The sequence below is a fragment of the Streptomyces sp. SGAir0957 genome, from assembly GCF_043523415.1.
Genome location: NZ_CP027293.1, coordinates 7,832,574 through 7,849,896, shown reverse-complemented (window position 1 = coordinate 7,849,896; position 17,323 = coordinate 7,832,574). Strand labels below are relative to the sequence as shown.

Here is a 17,323-nt window from a genome sequence, read left to right as displayed (position 1 = left end):
AGGACGGCCCCGCCGGGCGTCTCACTCCCTGTCGAGGGCCTTGCGGAAGGGCCCCGGGCCGCGCAGGGCGCGCTCGATGCTCTCCAGGCTGCGGCCCTTCGTCTCCGGCACCTTCGCGACGACGAAGACGATGCAGGCGACGTTCATCAGCGCGTAGAAGAGGAAGGTGCCCGAGCGGCCGACGGTGTTGATGGCCGTCAGGGCCGTTATGGCGATGAGGAGGTCGAAGCCCCACACCGACAAGGTGGCGAGGCTGGTGGCCGGGGAGCGCACGCTGAGCGGCAGGATCTCCGGGCCGATCAGCCAGACGACGGCCTGCATCCCGACGCCGTTGAACAGGATGTACGCGAACAGCGCGATGATCACCGTCCAGCGTTGCGCGGCCGAGCCCGAGGACGTGGTGAAGGCGAGCGCGAGCACCGCCATGGCCAGCGCCGAACCGGGCAGGAACCACAGCATCGTGCGGCGCCGCCCCGCCTTGTCGACCGCGATGGCGCCCACGACACCGGCGACGACCAGCATCGCGCCGATCCCGACGCCGGTGAGCAGGGCCACCGAGTCGCCGAAACCCGCGTCGTCGAGGATCGTCGGCGCGTAGTAGACGATCGCGTTGACGCCGGTGAGCTGCGAGAAGGCCGCGATGCCGACGGCGATGAGGAGCGCCGGGCGCAGCCACCGCTGCCGCAGCAGCCGCCAACCGCCGCCGCCGGACGGGGCGCCGGCGGTGACCGTGGTGATCTCGGCGACCTCGGCCGCCACGTCCGCCCCGGCGGGCCGCAGCCTGCGCAGCGTCGTCACGGCGTCGTCGTGGCGGTTCCGCTCGATGAGCCAGCGCGGACTCTCCGGCAGGAACAGCATGCCGACGGCGAGGGCCACGGCAGGGATGACGGCGAGGGCGAACATGACGCGCCAGCCGCCGCTGCCGGACAGCGCCCAGCCGCACAGGTAGGCGATGAGCTGGCCGATGGCGACCATGAGCTGGAAGAGCACCATGAGCCGGCCGCGTACGGCGGCGGGTGCCAGCTCCGCGATGTAGACGGGCACCATGTTGGAGGCGCCGCCGACCGCGAGGCCGAGCACGAAGCGCGCGGCGATCAGCGTGCCCACGTCGGGGGCGACGGCCGCGGCGACCGCGCCGGCACCGAAGATCACCGCGACCGCCGCCACCACCTTGCGCCGGCCGTGCCGCACGGCCGTGCGGCCCGAGACGAGGGCGCCGGCCATGGCGCCGAGCAGGATGACGCTGACGACGATCTCCTGTTCGCGCGAGGAGAGGCCGAGGTCGTCACGGAGGTGGAGCAGGGCGCCGGAGATGATGCCCGTGTCGTAGCCGAAGAGCAGGCCGCCGAGCGCCGAGACGGCAGCGACCGCGTACACGAGGAGCGGCGGACGGTCCGTACCCGGCGGCGGGGCCGGGGTGCGGGCGGCCGTCGTGGTCGCCTCAGGCATCGCCCATGACCAGGCCCTCGATGGTGTGCTTCTGCGTGATGGGCGTCAGCTCCTCGACGACCGGGCAGTCCAGGTGACGGCGGACCCGCTCGGGCAGCGCCTCCCAGAACGGCCGGGTGACGGCGGTGTCGTGGCGGTCGGCGTTGGTCGCCTCCGGGCCGTCGAGACCGAGGACGAGGACGGGCCGCGCCTTCGCCGACTCGTTCTTCGTGCCGCGGTGGATGGTCAGCGCGGTACGGGCCGAGATGTCGCCGCGCTGCGGGTACTTGCGCACGGCGCGCTCCTCGTAGCGGCCGTAGCGCTCGCGGGGCGGGAACATGCCGTGTTCGAAGTCGGGTGCGTCGTCCCACTGGGTGCCGGGCGCGATCTCGAAGGGGCCCATGTCCTCGGCGGTGTCGACCGCGGTGACGTTGAACGCCAGGGAGGTCAGACGGCGTTCGGCGCGCGTCTCGTCGGGGATCGGGAAGTCGCGGTGCCAGGGCTGGTTGACCGCGCCCTCCAGCGGGACGTCGAAGCCGAGTTCGACGATGCGGTAGTCGGGGCCGAGCACGGCGGTGGCGACGGAGCGGACCCACGGGTGGTCGACGAGGTCGACGAAGCCGCGCAGCTGCTCGGGGTGGATCTCCACGTAGTAGCGGTTCGGGCCGCGGCCCACCGCGCCGTCGGGCCGGGCGCGCGCCTCCTCGTAGGCGGTCTCGATGTCCTCGCGCAGCCGGTCGGCCCACTCCTTGGTGAAGGCGCCCTTGCGCGCGGTGATGCCGTCCTCGTACAGGTTCGCCACGTCGGCGGTCACGTCGACGTCCAGCGTGTCGGGACGGACTCCGGGAAATGCGGGCACAGTCATCCTTGCCTCCTTGCGAGCAGAGCGGTCGGGTGGGCTCGCGCCCTACATTGCATCGTTGAATGCAACGTTGCAATACCCCCTGGTGCACTGGTTTCGTGAAGGCGGGGGCATGAAAAGATGGAGCGGTGAGCAGTCGCCTGAAAGATGTCGCCGCACGGGCCGGGGTCTCCGTGCGCACCGTGTCCAACGTCGTCAGCGGTTCCGCCGCGGTGGCGCCCGAGACCCGGCAGCGCGTCCAGGAGGCGATCGACGCACTCGGCTATCAACCCAACCTGGCCGCCCGCAGCCTGCGCGCGGGGCGCACCGGGATCATCGGCCTGGCCATCCCCGAACTGCACTCCCCCTACTTCGGCGCACTGGCCGGGCTGCTCGTCGACGAGGCGCAGCGCCGCTCCTGGACCGTGATCATCGATCAGACGCGGGGCGACGCCGACGCCGAACGCCGCCTGCTCACCCAGGGTGGCGGCCGCGTCGTCGACGGCCTCATCATCAGCCCCTGGGCGCTCGACCCGGCCGAACTCGCCGCCACCGCACCGGCCGTGCCGCTCGTCCTGCTCGGCGAGCGCAGCCCGCACGGGGCCGCGGACCGCGTGGCCGTCGACAACGTCACCGCCGCCGACGAGGCGACCAGCCACCTCATCGGCCTCGGCCGGCGGCGGATCGCCGCGATCGGGCTCCAGCCCCACCTGCACAACGGGACCGCACTGCTGCGCGCCGAGGGCTACACCCGCGCGCTCGCACGCGCGGGACTGCCCCGACTCCCCGACGCGCAGCGCCCGGTGGCCGCGCTGCACCGCGCGGACGGCGCCCGCGCCATGACCGAACTCCTCGAAGGACCGGCCGCGCCCGACGCCGTCTTCGCCTTCAGCGACGAACTCGCCCTCGGCGCCCTGCACGTGGCCCACCATCGGGGCCTGCGCGTCCCCGGGGACATCGCCATCGTCGGCTTCGACGACATCGAGGACGGCCGCTACAGCCACCCCGCGCTGACCACCATCGCCCCGGACAAGCAGCAGATCGCCGAGCGGTCCCTGCAATGCCTGGCGGACCGCATATACAGCCCCGGCAACGACGTCCCGCCGCAGGAGCTGATCGTGCCGCACCGTCTGATCAGGCGCGGCACGGCCTGAGGAGCGCGGCGCGGCACTCCCCGCGGCGCGTCACTCCCCCAGGCCCGCACGCCACCGCGCGGGGTCCATCCGGCCCTCGTACAGCGGGAGTTCGAGGGGCGTCTGCCCCTGTGCGAAGGGGTCCCAGACGCGGGTGAGCCCGGCGGTGCCGTACGCGCGGACCCTGCGGGCCTCCGCCAGGTCGACGACGTCCGTCAGGACCAGCTCCGGCTCGGGTCCGGCCTCGGCGCGCACCCGGCCCTCCGGGTCGACGAGCACGCTGCGGCCGATGCCGTCCGGCGGTGCCGCGTTGACGCTGGCCATGAAGGTCTGGTTGACGATCGCGTTGGCGCGGGCGAGCACCAGCTCCTGCGCCCGGTCCACGGTCGGCGTCCGTACGAGGTTCAGGACGAGGTCCGCGCCCTGCCAGGCCAGGTGCCGGGTGACCTCGGGGAACCAGGCGTCGTAGCAGATGGACAGGCCGACGCGCCCGTACCCCTCCATGTCGAAGACGACGAACTCGGTGCCCGACGCCGTGGTCTCGTGCGGGCGCCACGGGAAGATCTTCCGGTACGCCGCGACCCGCCTGCCGTGCGGCGCGTACACGGCGGCCGTGTTGTAGATCCGTCCGTCCTCGCCCCGCTCGTAGACGCTGCCGGGGACGAGCCAGATGCCGAGGTCGCCCGCGAGAGCGGCCAGGGCCTTGTCGCGCGGCCCGTCGAGGGGCTCGGCCGCCGCGGCCATGACCTCCTCGGGGTCCTCGTCCGGTGTGTGCCCGCACAGGTGCAGCTCCGGGTACGCGAGGAGCCCGACACCGGGGTACGTCCTGGTGTACCGGCCCACCTCGGCCGCGAAGGAGTCCAGGTCGGGTGCGCTGTGGTGGCGGGCCGCGGCCTGGACCAGGCCGATCGACAGGGGCTGGGACATGGGCCTTCACTTTCCGATGGCGGGTGGCGCGGCCGCTTCCGACGGCGGGTGGCGCGGCCGAGCCAATCACCCGGCCCGGCGCAGGACAAGCCCGCCGAGCCCTGTGCGAGCCACAGGACGAACCTGTGCTTGCATGGCGGCCATGACCCTCAACCAGCTGAGGGCCTTCGTCGAGGCGGAGCGGCTCGGATCGTTCACCGCCGCCGCGCAGGCCCTCGACATGGCCCAGGCCTCCGCCTCCGAACTCGTCCGCCGTCTGGAGACCGAGCTGGACGCCGAGCTGTTCGTGCGCGGCAGCCGCACCCTCACCCTGACGTCGGCCGGGCAGGAGCTGCTGCCGTACGCCCAGCAATCGGTCGAGGCCGCCGACCACGGCACGCGGGCGGTGCGCTCCCTCGGCTCGCTCGGCGGCGGCACCGCCACCTTCGGGGTGCTGCGCAACGCCGACTACTACCTGCTGTCCAACCTCGTCCAGCTCTTCCACGCCCGCTATCCGTCGGTCCGGGTGCGGCTCGTCGGGCAGAACTCGGCGGAGACCGCGGCCGCCGTCGCCGCCGGGCGCATCGAGGCGGGCCTGGTCGTCCTGCCGATCGACGACGAGGGGCTGACCGTGACCCCGCTCCTGCGCGACGAGGTGTTCTACGTCAGCGCCGACGAGGAACGCACCCGTACGCCGGTGACGATCGAGGCGTTCTCGCGGGCGCCGCTCGTGCTCTACGACGCGCACTACGGCTGGCAGGACCCGACGCGGCGGCAGATCGCGGAGCGGGCCCAGCTCGCCGGGGTCGGCGTCGACCCGCTGATCGAGCTCGAACACGTCGAGGCGGCGCTGAAGCTCGTGGCGGCCGGGGTGGGGGACACGATCGCCAGCCGGGCGGTGGTGGCGGGCCCGACCTTCCCCGCGGGGCTGCACACCGCCTCCTTCGACGAGCCGCTGTACGACACCATCGCGCTCGTCCGGCGCCGCGGGCATCCCCTCTCGCGCGCGACCCGGGAGCTGGCCCGGATCGCCGAGGACACCCTGCGGGAGATCGGCACGGAACTGACCTACAGGTGAACCCTGTGGTTCGGACAGGAACCGCCCCTCTAGTCCTGTGTCAGCGGAGCGCCTAGCGTCCTCGCCATGCAGATCACGCACGACGAAGCCCAGGCCCTCCCCCCTCTGAACTGGCTCAAGAAGCCGTCCGTCGACGGTCCCCCCGCCCAGCGCGACCCGAAGGTCGTCGAGCGGGTGTCGCAGATGCTGTCGGAGATCGAGCGCAAGGGTATGGACGCGGTCCGCGCCTACGCCAAGGAGCTGGACGGCTGGTCCGGCGACCTGGAGATCGGCGCCGCCGAGCTCAAGAAGTCCGGGGACGCGCTGCCCCCGGACGTCCGTACCGCCCTGGAGATGGGCTACGAGCGCACCCACCGGTTCGCCGCCGCCCAGCGCGAGCACCTGACCGACTTCGAGATCGAGCTCGCCCCGGGCGTCGCGGGCGGCCAGCGCTACGTGCCGGTCTCCCGCGTCGGCGCCTACCTCCCGGCCGGCCGCTTCCCGCTCCTCGCCAGCGCCTTCATGACCGTCAACGTGGCCAAGACGGCGGGCGTGCCCACCGTCCTCGCCTGCACTCCCCCGTCGGGCGAGCACGGCGCGCACCCCGCCGTCCTCTACGGCGCCCACCTCTCCCGCGCCGACCGCGTCTTCGCCCTCGGCGGCGTCCAGGCGCTCGGCGCGATGGCGTTCGGCCTGCTGGGCGAGGCCCCGGTCGACATGCTCGTCGGCGCCGGGAACGCGTTCGTCACCGAGGCGAAGCGGCAGCTGTTCGGCCAGGTCGGCATCGACCTGCTGGCCGGCCCCTCCGAGGTCGCGGTCATCGCCGACGACAGCGCGAACCCGGTGTGGGTCGCGGCGGACCTGCTCGGCCAGGCCGAGCACGGCCCCAACTCCCCCGCCGCCCTGATCACCACGTCCGAGGAGACCGGGCGCGCCGTCATCGCGGAGATCGAGCGCCAGCTCTCGACGCTGTCCACCCGCGACATCGCGGGACCGGCCTGGCGCGACTTCGGCTCGGTCATCGTGGTGGGCGACAAGGCCGACGCGGTCGCCGTCGCCGACGTCCTCGGCCCGGAGCACCTGGAGATCCAGACCGAGGACGACGACTACTACCTGTCCAACCTGACCTGCTACGGCTCCCTGTTCATCGGGCCCTGGTCCACGGTCGCCTACTCCGACAAGGGCATCGCGGGCACCAACCACGTCCTGCCGACCGGCAAGACCGCCCGCTACAACGCCGGGCTCTCCGTCTCCCGCTTCCTGAAGCCGCTGACCTACCAGCGCGCCGTCAAGGAAGGCACGGCGGCGCTCGCCCCGGCGGTCGAGCGGATCTCCGCGTTCGAGGGGCTCGCCGCCCACGGCGCGACGGCCACCCTGCGCATCGACGAGATCGGCCGCAAGGACGAGATGTTCGACGCCGTGCCGACGGCGCTGCGCGAGCAGCTCTGACCCGTCCCCCGTCTCCCGGGTCCGCGCCGCCGTTCCCACCCGTGCGGCGGCGCGGACCCGGGGCACCACCCCGCCCCCTCCCCCGTCAGGTTTGCCCGCGCCCCCACGCCCATCCGAGGATCACCGCATGCCGCACCATCCGCCCGAGCCACCACCGGCCGCCCCCGGGGACGCCGCTCTCACCCAGGGCCTCAAGGGCCGCCAGATCACCATGATCTCCATCGGCGGGGTGATCGGCGCGGGTCTCTTCGTCGGCTCGTCCACCGCGGTGGCCGCCGCGGGACCGGCCGTCCTGATCTCGTTCCTGCTGGCCGCCGCTCTGGTGGTGCTCGTCATGCAGATGCTCGGCGAGATGGCCGTCGCCCAGCCCGACACCGGGTCCTTCTCCACGTACGCGGACCGTGCGCTCGGCCGCTGGGCGGGGTTCTCCATCGGGTGGCTGTACTGGTGGTTCTACATCCTCGTCATCCCCATCGAGGCGATCGCGGCGGGCGAGGTCATCGCCTCCCTCACCTCGCTGCCGAGCTGGCTCCCGGCGCTCGCGATGATCGCGCTCCTGGCGGGCAGCAACCTGCTCGCGGTGCGCAACTACGGGGAGTTCGAGTACTGGTTCGCCCTGTTGAAGGTCGTCGCGATCGTGGCGTTCCTCGTCCTCGGCGTGCTCGCCGTCCTCGGACTGCTGCCCGGCTCCGACACGCACGGCATCTCCCATCTGTGGAGCGACGGTGGCTTCGCCCCCAAGGGCGGTGTCGCGATCCTCGCGGGGCTGCTCACCGCGATGTTCAGCTTCCAGGGCAGCGAGATCGTCACCATCGCCGCCGCCGAGTCCGAGGAGCCGAAGAAGAACATCAAGAAGGCCGTCCGCGCGGTCGTCTGGCGCCTCGGCCTCTTCTACATCGGCTCGATCCTCGTCGTCGTCTGTCTCGTGCCGTGGAACTCCCCCGACCTGGCGGCGTCCGGTTCCTACCAGGCCGTCCTGGAGCTGATGAACATCCCGGGCGCGGGCCGCATCATGGACGTCGTCCTGGTCGTCGCCGTCAGCAGCTGCCTCAACTCCGCCGTCTACACGGCGTCCCGCATGGTCTTCTCGCTGGCCAAGCGCGGCGACGCGCCGGCCGCCTTCGCCCGCACCTCGCGCCAGGGGGTGCCGCGCAACGCGGTCGTGGCCTCCACCGTCATCGGCGTCGCCGCCGTGATCGCCAACTATCTGCTGCCGAGCGTCTTCACCTACCTGATCGCCTCCAGCGGCGCGATCGCGCTCATGATGTACCTGGTCATCGCGCTCACCCAGTACGCCTCGCGGCGCAAGGGCGACCGGCCCGCCGAGGTGCGCATGTGGGCGTTCCCCTACCTCACGCTCGCCACGATCGCGTTCATCGCCGGGGTCCTCGTCCTGATGGCGGTCCTGCCCGGACACCGGCTCGAACTCTGGCTCTCGCTCGGTCTCGCGGCGGTCCTCGTCGCCGTGGGGGTCGTGCGCCAGCGCCGGCTGCGGACCGGCGGCGGCCCCGACGCGGGCGACACCGCCGAGCCGGCCCCCGCCCGGCTGTGAAGCGCCGGTCCGGTCAGGACACGCGCGCGTGCGTCGCCCTCGGCACGAACTCGGTCGGCAGCACCAGGCGTTCACCGGCCGCGTCGACCTCGCCGCCGATGCGCCGGATGAGGAGCCGGGCCGCCTGCCGGGACAGTTCACCCAGGTCGTGGCGGACGGTGGTCAGCCGGAACACCTCCCAGGCCGCCATCGGGAGGTCGTCGAAGCCGATGACGGTGAGGTCGTCGGGCACGCGGACCCCCGCCGCGAGGGCGGCGTTCAGGACGCCGATGGCCACCACGTCGTTGCCGCAGAAGACGGCGGTCGGCGGCTCGGCGGCCGAGAGCAGCTCGGGCAGCGCCCCGTACCCGGTGTCGAACTCGAAGGCGCCGCGCACCACGCGGTCCTCGGCGAGCCCGATGCCCGCCTCGGCCAGGGCGAGCCGGAAGCCGAGTTCGCGGTCGCGTCCGGTGGTGGTGTTGGCCGAGCCGAAGACGCCCGCGATGCGCCGGTGGCCCAGGGCGACGAGTTCGCGGGCGACGAGGCGGCCACCGCCCTCGTTGTCGACGACCGACGCGTAGTCGTCCGGGCGGCCGGTGTCGCGGTTGAGGAAGACGTACGGCATACCGCGCCGCTCCAGCTGGGCCGGGAGGCGGGAGTCCGTGGTCGCCGTCGCGAGGACGACCCCGTCGAGCGACTGGTCGAGGAGCTTCTCCTCGGCGACCGCCTCGTCGGAGCGCTCGGTGATCAGCATCATCCGGTAGCCGAGGCCGCGCAGCTCGTCGTGGAGCGGGGCGATCACATGCGGGTAGAACGGGTTGGTCAGGTCGGTCACGATGACGCCGACGCGCCGGGTCGAGCGCGTGGACAGGGTGCGCCCCGCCTCGCTCGGCACGTAGTTCAGCGCCTGCGCGGCCCGCTTGACCTTCTCCCGGGTCGCCCGCGACACCCGGGGGTCGTCGCGCAGCGCCCGCGAGACCGTGGGCTGCGAGACACCGGCCAGCCTGGCCACGTCGTGACTGGTGATCCCCATCGCTCGCCCCTCGTCGGCCGCCACCGCGCCGCCACCCCGGCGGGCATCCGGATCAGTATACGTATGCCCGATCCGGCCCTACCCCTTGACACAGCCTCAGCTCAACGCCTGTCATGGAAATGCATACGTATTCCACCAGGACATCCGCAGGTCGGATGCCCGTGCAGCAAGGAGCGGTCCGTCATGCCCGACGTCGTCGTCACCCCGGACGAACTCGCGGAGCGCACCGTGCGCCGCAGCGACTTCGTCTCCTGCAACCAGGCCTTCATCGACTGCCGCACGCCCGGCTCGGACCGGAAGGAGAACTACGCGATGATCGGTCCGGGCGTCTCCCAGGCGGCCGGCCAGTTCGTCAACCTCCGCCTGCCGCACGGCTACAACATCGGCGCCGCCGCCATGCCGAACGGCATCACCAACAACCTGCACCTGCACTACACCGCCGAGGTGTTCATCTGCACCGAGGGCGAGTACCTGCTGCGCTGGGGCGCCGACGGCACCGAGGGCGAGCTGACGCTGCGCGCCGGTGACATCGCCTCCGTCCCCACCTGGATCTTCCGCGGCTTCACCAACACGGGCCCGGACGACGGCTGGATGTTCACCGTCCTCGGCATGGACCACACCGGCGGCATCATCTGGGGCCCCTCCGTGCTGCGCGAGGCGGAGGGCCACGGCCTCTACCTCAGCGCCGACAACCAGCTCGTCGACACCGTCGCCGGAGACGCCCTGCCGCCGGAGAGCGAGCGCGTCACGCCGATGGCCCAGGAGCAGATCGACCGGCTGCGCCACTACAGCGTCGACGAGATGAGGCGCCGCGTCGCCGCCTCCCGCGACCTGGTCTGGTCGGACCACCCCTTCCTCGACAGCTCGCTTCCCGGCGGCGGCGCCCGCCTCGCCTGCGTCATCGGCTACGGCATGACCGAGGACCCGCACCAGGAGCCGCGCATCTTCAACCCGCACGGGCACAACGCCGCCTGGCTGCGCGCCGAGCCGGGCCAGGGCGTCTCCTACCACCGCCAGCACGAGACGCAGACGCTGATCGTGCAGAGCGGCGAGTGGGAGGTCACGCTCAACCGCACCGACCCGGTGACCGTGCGCCTCACCGCGCGCGACATGCTCTCCGTCCCGCAGGACGCCTGGCGGACCCTGCGCAATGTCGGCGACACCGAGGGCGACCTCCTCGTGGTCAACTCCGGCGACGGCCGGGTCCGCCTCCAGTGGGACGAGGAGGTCTCCAAGGCCGCCGCCGACGCGGGCCTCGGCATCGACCACAACGGTTACGTCGCCCCGTACGCGCTGCTGCCGCGCTCCGCCCGGCGCTGGTGACCGCCGTGCGCCAGGGCGGCGGCCGGCTCCGCGCGCTGCCGGTCGTCATGGTCCCCGGGATGCTCTGCGACCCCGGCCTCTGGGCGGACGTGGAGCTGCCCGGCGACCGTGAGGTCCGGCACGTCGCGCTGACGAAGCCGGACATCGGGGCGCTCGCGGACGACGTGCTCGCCTCGGTGCCGGGCCCGTTCGTCCTGGTCGGCCTGAGCCTCGGCGCCATCGTCGGCTTCGAGGCGCTGCGCCGGGCCCCCGAGCGGATCGCGGGCCTGTGCCTGATGTCGACCAACGCGCGGGCGCCGCGCCCCGAGCAGTACGCGGCCTGGCGCGCGATGAGCGGGGCGGTCGACGCCGGGCGCTTCGCCGACGTCGTCGAACAGACCCTGCCCGACATGTTTCCCGGCCACGCGTTCACACCCGAACAGGCCCGGCACTACCGGGACATGGCGCACCGCGTCGGCCCGGACGCCGCCCGCGCCCAGCTCGCCGCGCAGGCCACCCGCACCGACGCGGCCGACGCCCTGCGCTCCGCGCGCTGCCCGGCCCTCGTCCTGAGCGGCGCGCGGGACACCCTGTGCCCGCCGGCGTTCCACCGCGCGATCGCCGACGCCGTGCCGGGCGCCCGGCTGCGGGAGCTGCCCGGCGCGGGGCATCTGCTGCCCTGGCAGCGGCCGGACGCCGTCGCCGACGCGGTGCGCGCGGTCGTGGAGGCCGCCGAGCGCGGCGCGCCGTCGGCCGCCCCGATCTGATCCACCCACGCCCCCCTCCCCGTCACACACCCCGCAAGGAAAGAGCCGTTCATGCCCCGTCACCTGAAATCCCCCGTGCCCGCCGCGCAGGTCACCGCCGGCCGCGCCGACGTCGCCGACCGCGTCCGCGCGATCCTCGCCGACATCCGCGAGCGCGGTGACGACGCCGTCCGTGAGTACTCCGAGAAGTTCGACGGCTGGAGCCCCGAGTCCTTCCGGCTCTCGCCCGACGACATCAAGCGCATCGTCTCCGGGGTCCCGGAGACCGTCCTCGACGACATCCGGTTCGTGCAGGAGCAGGTGCGGACGTTCGCGCAGGCGCAGCGCGACTCGATGCGCGACGTCGAGATCGAGACCCTGCCCGGCGTCCGCCTCGGCCACCACCATGTGCCGGTGTCCGGCGCCGGCGCGTACGTGCCGGGCGGGCGCTACCCGCTGACGGCCTCCGCGCACATGACCATCGTGACCGCCAAGGTCGCGGGCGTCCCCCGGGTCGCCGCCTGCACCCCGCCGATCCGGGGCGAGATCCCCGCCGCCACCGTCGCCGCGATGCACCTCGCGGGCGCCGACGAGATCTACCTCCTGGGCGGCGTCCAGGCCGTCGCAGCGCTCGCCCTCGGCACGGAGACGATCGGGCGCGTCCCGATGATCGCCGGTCCGGGCAACGCGTACGTCGCCGAGGCCAAACGGCAGCTGTTCGGCGAGGTCGGCATCGACCTGTTCGCCGGGCCGACGGAGATCCTGGTGATCGCCGACGAGCACGCGGACCCGTTCGTCGTCGCCGTCGACCTGCTCTCCCAGGCGGAGCACGGCCCGGACTCCCCCGCCGTCCTCGTCACCACCTCCGAGGAGCTGGGCCGCCAGGTCGCCGCGCACGTCGAGCGGCTGCTGCCCGGGATGCCGACCAAGGACTTCGCCGGGCCCGCATGGCGCGACCACGGCGAGATCGTCGTCGCCGACACCCTCGACGAGGCCTTCGAGGTCGCCGACTCCTACGCCAGTGAACACGTCGAGGTCCTCACCGAGAACCCGCGCCAGGCCCTGGAGAAGATGCACGACTACGGCGCCCTCTTCCTCGGCGAGGGCACCTGCGTGTCCTACGGGGACAAGGTCATCGGCACCAACCACGTCCTGCCCACCAGGGGCGCCGCCCGCTACACGGGTGGTCTGTGGGTCGGCAAGTACCTCAAGACGGTGACGTACCAGGAGGTCACCGACACCGCTTCGTCGGCGCTGCTCGGTGAGGTGTGCGGCCGCGCCGCGCGCGTCGAGCTGTTCGAGGGCCACGCCCGCTCCGGCGACGTCCGCGCGGCCAAGTACGGCAAGGGCACCCTGCCGTGGAACGACGAGGCCACGGCGTGAGCGCCGCCGAGCCGCTGGCCGGCCGGACCGCGCTCGTCACCGGAGGAGGCAGCGGGCTCGGCGCCGCCATCGCCCGCTCCCTCCTCGCCGACGGCGCCCGCGTGGTGATCACGGGGCGCAACGAGACCGCGCTGAAGGAGACGGTCGCCGCGCTCGGTCCGCGCGCCGGGCACCGCGTGTGCGACGTGTCGCAGCCGGACCAGGTCGCCGAACTCGCCGCGGGTCTCGCGGGCGAGGAGATCTCGGTCCTGGTCAACAACGCCGGTATCGCCGGACCCGTCGCCCCGCTGACCGAGATCGACCCGGCGGAGTGGGACGAGGTCTTCGACGTGAACGTGCGCGGCGTGTTCCTCATGTGCCGCGCTTTCCTGCCCGCCATGACCGGGCGCGGCGCCGGTGACGTCATCAACATCGCCTCGGTGTCCGGCAAACGGCCGCTCCTGCGGCGTACGCCGTACTGCGCCTCGAAGATGGCGGTCATCGGCCTGACGACGACCCTGGCGGGCGAGGTCGGGCCGCTCGGGGTGACGGTCAACTCGCTCTCCCCCGGCCCCGTCTCGGGACCGCGCATGGAGCGCAACTTCCGCCTGGAGGCCGAGCGCACGGGCAGCAGCTACGCCGAGGCGGAGGAGGCGTTCGTGTCGCGCTCCGCCCTCGGGCGCATGGTCACCGAGGAAGAGGTGGGTGACGCCGTCACCGCGATGCTGCGCATGCGCGGCCTGTGCGGCGCCGACATCGACCTGTCGGCCGGGATGGTGGCACGGTGACCGCGCGCCGGAGTCTCAAGGCACGGCTCGCGGCGGGTGAGCGCCTGCGGGGCGCGCTGCTGCGGCTGCCCTCGGAGACGCTCGTGGAAATGGCGGGCGTCGCGGGCCTGGACTACGTGGTCATCGACTGCGAGCACGGGCCCGCCGACACCGCGCTGCTCCAGCACCATCTCACCGCCGCCGCGGCCCAGGGCATCGACGTCCTGGTCCGCGTGGGCACGGCCGAGCCCCTGCTCGCCCTGCGCGCCCTCGACCTCGGCGCCGCCGGACTGATCCACCCGCATGTGGACAGCGCCGACGACGCCCGCCGGGCGGTGGCCGCGAGCCACTATCCGCCGCTGGGCGAGCGGGGGTTCGCGACCTACAGCAGAGCAGGCCGGTTCGGTACCGTCGGCGCCGCTGAGCATGTGGCCGCCGCCGAGAACACGCTGGTCGTGGCGATGATCGAGACGGAGCGGGCCTGCGCCGCCGCCGACGGGATCGCCGCCACGCCGGGCGTGGACGCCGTCCTGGTCGGCCCGGCCGACCTCGCGGCGGACCTCGGCTTCCCGGGCCAGGAGACCGTCGACGCCCTGATCGCCGGTGCGCACGGCGCCGCTCGCGCCCAAGGGCGCGCGGTCATGACCATCGTGCCCGGTCGGGAGCGTGCCAGGGCCGCCGAGGAGGCCGGTTCGCAGCTGATCCTCTTCAACATGGCGCACGTCCTGATGGACACGTTCCGCACCCTCGCAAAACCGACGGTCACGGGCACCACTTCTCCCCCCGCAACCTCTTGACGCCCTCTGACCGGCCCTTTAGCGTTCACTCCGAGTTCATACGTATGCATTACTTGCATCCCCGGTGCTCAGCGCACCTCCCGCACCCCTCTCCCCCTGCGCGATCGGAGAAGCCATGTCCGCCGCAGCGCCTCCCACCACACTCCCCGACGCGCCGCCGTCCGATCCGGTCCGGCGCCGTGCGATCCGCCGGGCCATCGGCGCGGGCAGCATCGGCAACTTCGTAGAGCAGTTCGACTACGGCCTCTACGGCTACATGGCCCCGATCATGGCCCCCGCCTTCTTCCCGGAGAGCGACCGGACCGTGGCGGTCCTCGGCACCTACGCGATCATCGCCGTGGCCTGTCTGTTCCGGCCGCTCGGCGGCACCCTGGTGGGCCGCTGGGGCGACCGGGCCGGGCGCAAGAAGACCCTGCTGTGGACCATCGTGTTCATGGGCGTGGCGACCGCGCTGATCGGCGCCCTGCCCACGTACCACCAGGTCGGCATCCTCGCGCCGGTCCTCCTGCTCGTGCTCCGCGTCGTCCAGGGCACGGTCTCCGGCGGCGAGTACGTCGGCGCGGTCGCCTTCATCGTCGAGTGGGCCGAGCCCAACCGGCGGGCGTACTACACCTCGTACGCCTCCAACAGCTGTTTCGTCGGCACCCTCGCGGGCGCCGGTACGGCCGCGCTGACCAGCTGGGTCTTCGACGGGGACGCGCTCGACTCGTACGGCTGGCGCATCCCGTTCCTGCTCGCGATCCCGCTCAGCCTGGTCGGGATCTGGCTGCGCCGGCACATCGAGGAGACCCCCGAGTTCGTCCGGGCCACCGCCGACGGGACGCAGGTCCTGAAGTCGCCGGTGCGCGAGGCGCTCCGCACCCAGCTGCGGCCCATCCTGGTCTACTGCGGCATCGCGATCATGTGCGCGATCCTCTCCTACACCTGGGTCACGTTCTATCCGCAGTACCTGACGGACACGCTCGGCCTCCCGCGCTGGATGGGTCTCGCCTCGAACGCCATCTCCATCGCGGTCCTCATCCCGATGCTGCCCCTGGCGGGCATGCTGTCGGACCGGATCGGGCGCCGGCCCATGCTGATGATGGGCGCCGCCGCCTGCATCGTCCTCGTACCGGTCGCCTTCTGGGTCGGTGAGGCCGGCACCTTCGGCGCCGCGATCGCCAGCCAACTCATCTATCTGGTACCGGAGTTCTTCCTCACCGGCATCATCACGGTCTGCGCCGCGGAGCTGTTCGCCACCCGCACCCGGTTCAGCGCGAGCGCCATCGCGTACAACAGCTCGTTCTCCATCTTCATGGGGATCACGCCGTTCGTCGCCACGCTGCTCGTCAGCACCTTCGACACGATCTACGCCGTCTGGGTCTACTTGGCCGTGGCCGCGCTCCTCGCCCTGGTCACCGTGAGCAGGTTCATGACGGAGACGTACCGGAGCCAGCTCGGCGCGGACAAGTTCGCGAAGTCCTGAGCCACAACTGCATACGCATACACACCCCCGCACCCGCCCTACGAACGGAGCCACCCCATGCCCCTCGACCCCGTCGCCTACCTTCCCTACAAGGACCCGGACGACTTCATCCGCGAGGTCACCGACCGCATCTGGGTCGACCGCGACATCGCCCACATCGTCGAGAACTACGAGCCCGACTCGATCGTCCACACCAGTCTGGGCACCGTCGTCGGCCGTGACGGCGTCATCGAGGGCACCACGATGCGCATCGGCAGCACGCCCGGCCACATCGGCCAGGCCGAGGACGTGGTGTGGGAGGCCCGCGGGGACGACGCGTTCCTCAGCTCGCACCTGGTCTTCTCCGCGGACGAGCACCTCGTCGACGGGCGCAACGTCCGGGTCCGCAAGCGCACCGTGGCCAACTGCCTCTACCGGCGCGGCCGCATGGTCGAGGAGTGGGTGGTCCGCGACGAGCTGGCGGACTGTCTGCAGCTCGGCATCGACCCCGCCGAGGCCGCCCGCGCGCTGCGGTTCCAGGGGTACACCGGCTCGATGACCGAGGAGCCGCCCGCCGACGTCCTCGCCCGCGGCGTCAGCGGGCCGCGCCCGGACGACTTCCGCCCCGAGTGCGAGATGGTCCTGGAGTTCATCGACCAGGTGTGGTCGAAGCGCCACCTGAACAAGATCAAGGACTACATGGTCCGCGACCTGTTCCTGCACACCGTCGGCGACCGCACCGTCATCCGCCCGGAGCGCTACCAGGCCGACCTCCTGTCGCTGGTCGGCGCCTTCCCCGACGCCACGTTCGCCGTCCGCGACGTGCAGACCCACCACGACCCGCGGTACGCGGGCCTGCGCGTCGCCGTCCTGTGGACCATGCACGGCAGCTACCGGGGCACGCCGGACTTCGGTCCGCTGACCGGGCAGCCCGTCACCATGCTGGGCGTCTCGCAGTTCCTGGTGCAGGACGGCCGGATCGTCAAGGAGTTCCGCGTCTACGACGAGATCTCGCTCCGCGCGCAGATCAACGCGGCCCGGGGCGACGGCTCCGAGGTCGAGGTCAACATCTACTGACGATGCGGGGGTGACCCGGTCACGGGGGGCCGGGTCACATAGAATCTGCGGCCATGTCGAAGCCTGACGAACTGCTCACCGTGCTCGCGGCCACCGTGGAGTCGGAACAGAGCACTCAGATGTCCCTGACAGTGGTCACCGGCGGCACTGTCATCACCGGCCGGCTCGCGCCGGAAGCGGTCTGGCGGCAGCGGGTGTCGGAGGTCCTGAAGGACTCGGACCAGCTCGGCCCGTTCGCGACCGCCTTCACCTCCCTGGAGGCGGACGCGACGCCGACGCCGACCGGGACCCCCACCCATCTGCACTTCCACGTCGCGCGCATCCTCCAGGGCACCATGGGCATCCCCGAGACCGGCGGGATGTACCGGGTGGCCCTCTCGGACGTCAACGCCTGGACGGTCGGAGACTTCAGCTACTCCGATCACTGAGGCTCGCCCGCGCTCCCGTTAT

16 protein-coding genes are annotated in these 17,323 nt (G+C 72.4%); 12 read left to right on the top strand and 4 right to left on the bottom strand.

What is annotated here, in order from left to right; translation table 11 throughout:
• Window positions 1-21: 21 nt before the first annotated feature.
• Complete coding sequence (locus C1N81_RS40890; RefSeq protein ID WP_394436491.1) at window positions 22-1,449, bottom strand: sugar porter family MFS transporter; 1,428 nt, start codon at window positions 1,447-1,449, stop codon at window positions 22-24.
• Window positions 1,442-2,293 carry a phytanoyl-CoA dioxygenase family protein gene (locus C1N81_RS40885; protein WP_394436490.1) on the bottom strand — a complete coding sequence of 284 codons (852 nt, stop codon included), beginning with the start codon at window positions 2,291-2,293 and terminating at the stop codon, window positions 1,442-1,444. The genes C1N81_RS40890 and C1N81_RS40885 overlap by 8 nt, the downstream gene beginning before the upstream one ends.
• Before the next feature lie 125 nt (window positions 2,294-2,418).
• Here C1N81_RS40885 and C1N81_RS40880 point away from each other — a divergent pair, with 125 nt between their 5' ends.
• Window positions 2,419-3,423 (top strand): LacI family DNA-binding transcriptional regulator, encoded by a 1,005-nt coding sequence (locus tag C1N81_RS40880; RefSeq protein WP_394436489.1) that lies wholly within the window; start codon window positions 2,419-2,421, stop codon window positions 3,421-3,423.
• A 30-nt stretch (window positions 3,424-3,453) separates the two neighbouring features.
• Here C1N81_RS40880 and C1N81_RS40875 read toward each other — a convergent pair whose 3' ends face one another.
• Window positions 3,454-4,329, bottom strand: coding sequence for a carbon-nitrogen hydrolase family protein (locus C1N81_RS40875; protein WP_394436488.1), 876 nt, complete (start codon window positions 4,327-4,329; stop codon window positions 3,454-3,456).
• 133 nt (window positions 4,330-4,462) lie between these two features.
• Between C1N81_RS40875 and C1N81_RS40870 the strand changes: the two genes are divergently transcribed.
• From C1N81_RS40870 to C1N81_RS40860, 3 genes are all read left to right on the top strand, one after another.
• The gene (locus tag C1N81_RS40870; RefSeq protein WP_394436487.1) at window positions 4,463-5,386 is read left to right on the top strand and encodes a LysR family transcriptional regulator; all 924 of its coding nucleotides are present in this window, start codon (window positions 4,463-4,465) and stop codon (window positions 5,384-5,386) included.
• A gap of 66 nt (window positions 5,387-5,452) precedes the next feature.
• The gene (hisD, locus tag C1N81_RS40865; RefSeq protein WP_394436486.1) at window positions 5,453-6,814 is read left to right on the top strand and encodes a histidinol dehydrogenase; all 1,362 of its coding nucleotides are present in this window, start codon (window positions 5,453-5,455) and stop codon (window positions 6,812-6,814) included.
• 127 nt (window positions 6,815-6,941) lie between these two features.
• Window positions 6,942-8,366 carry an amino acid permease gene (locus C1N81_RS40860; protein WP_394436485.1) on the top strand — a complete coding sequence of 475 codons (1,425 nt, stop codon included), beginning with the start codon at window positions 6,942-6,944 and terminating at the stop codon, window positions 8,364-8,366.
• 13 nt (window positions 8,367-8,379) lie between these two features.
• Here the strand turns inward: C1N81_RS40860 and C1N81_RS40855 are convergent, their stop codons facing one another.
• A complete protein-coding gene (locus C1N81_RS40855; protein WP_394436484.1) occupies window positions 8,380-9,378 on the bottom strand; it encodes a LacI family DNA-binding transcriptional regulator in 999 nt (332 codons plus the stop codon).
• Window positions 9,379-9,561: 183 nt separating this feature from the next.
• Between C1N81_RS40855 and C1N81_RS40850 the strand changes: the two genes are divergently transcribed.
• The 8 genes from C1N81_RS40850 (at window position 9,562) to C1N81_RS40815 (ending at window position 17,301) form a co-directional block, all read left to right on the top strand.
• A complete protein-coding gene (locus C1N81_RS40850) occupies window positions 9,562-10,701 on the top strand; it encodes a cupin domain-containing protein (RefSeq protein WP_394436483.1) in 1,140 nt (379 codons plus the stop codon).
• Window positions 10,698-11,447, top strand: a complete 750-nt coding sequence (locus tag C1N81_RS40845) for an alpha/beta fold hydrolase (RefSeq protein WP_394436482.1) — start codon at window positions 10,698-10,700, stop codon at window positions 11,445-11,447. Before C1N81_RS40850 ends, C1N81_RS40845 begins: the two co-directional genes overlap by 4 nt.
• A 51-nt stretch (window positions 11,448-11,498) precedes the next feature.
• Window positions 11,499-12,809, top strand: a complete 1,311-nt coding sequence (gene hisD, locus C1N81_RS40840) for a histidinol dehydrogenase (RefSeq protein WP_394436481.1) — start codon at window positions 11,499-11,501, stop codon at window positions 12,807-12,809.
• Complete coding sequence (locus C1N81_RS40835; RefSeq protein ID WP_394436480.1) at window positions 12,806-13,576, top strand: SDR family NAD(P)-dependent oxidoreductase; 771 nt, start codon at window positions 12,806-12,808, stop codon at window positions 13,574-13,576. The genes hisD (C1N81_RS40840) and C1N81_RS40835 overlap by 4 nt, the downstream gene beginning before the upstream one ends.
• Window positions 13,573-14,352: an HpcH/HpaI aldolase family protein gene (locus C1N81_RS40830; RefSeq protein WP_394436479.1), complete on the top strand. Its 780-nt coding sequence runs from the start codon at window positions 13,573-13,575 to the stop codon at window positions 14,350-14,352. Before C1N81_RS40835 ends, C1N81_RS40830 begins: the two co-directional genes overlap by 4 nt.
• A gap of 115 nt (window positions 14,353-14,467) precedes the next feature.
• Complete coding sequence (locus C1N81_RS40825) at window positions 14,468-15,817, top strand: MFS transporter (RefSeq protein WP_394436478.1); 1,350 nt, start codon at window positions 14,468-14,470, stop codon at window positions 15,815-15,817.
• 57 nt (window positions 15,818-15,874) lie between these two features.
• Window positions 15,875-16,873 (top strand): nuclear transport factor 2 family protein, encoded by a 999-nt coding sequence (locus C1N81_RS40820; protein ID WP_394436477.1) that lies wholly within the window; start codon window positions 15,875-15,877, stop codon window positions 16,871-16,873.
• A gap of 53 nt (window positions 16,874-16,926) precedes the next feature.
• Window positions 16,927-17,301 carry a hypothetical protein gene (locus tag C1N81_RS40815; protein WP_394436476.1) on the top strand — a complete coding sequence of 125 codons (375 nt, stop codon included), beginning with the start codon at window positions 16,927-16,929 and terminating at the stop codon, window positions 17,299-17,301.
• The last annotated feature ends 22 nt before the right edge of the window (window positions 17,302-17,323 follow it).